Source organism: Shewanella sp. BJSY2023SW007, assembly GCF_047314525.1.
Taxonomy (GTDB): Bacteria; Pseudomonadota; Gammaproteobacteria; order Enterobacterales; family Shewanellaceae; genus Shewanella; species Shewanella chilikensis.
This window is the reverse complement of the sequence record NZ_JBKORL010000073.1, coordinates 9,398-9,671: the sequence shown is the minus strand read 5'-3', so window position 1 is coordinate 9,671 and position 274 is coordinate 9,398. Positions and strand designations below refer to the sequence as shown.

Annotated in this window: 1 protein-coding gene; it reads left to right on the top strand. The window is 48.2% G+C overall.

What is annotated here, in order from left to right:
- A partial coding sequence (locus ACMHXE_RS11800) for a transposase (RefSeq protein ID WP_413732300.1) occupies positions 1-274 on the top strand: 274 nt, incomplete at both ends.

The following is a 274-nucleotide window of genomic DNA, read 5'->3' as shown; positions in this document are numbered from 1 at the left end:
CAATATGAAGTGGTACGCTCTTTAGGAAAACACGACCAACTGGTGCGGTTAACCACCACGCCTCAAGCCAGAAAGAAGTGGCCTATGCTGCCTGACAATATTGAAGCTCGCTTACTGACGAAGACGATAAAAGGTAAGTCGGTTTCCATTTTGACGTCATTAACGGACCCATTGCGTTATCCGGGGGCAGAGATAGCGGATTTATATGCCCATCGATGGGAGATAGAAGTGGGCTATCGGGAGATGAAGCAGCATCTTCTGGAGAGTCGCTTTA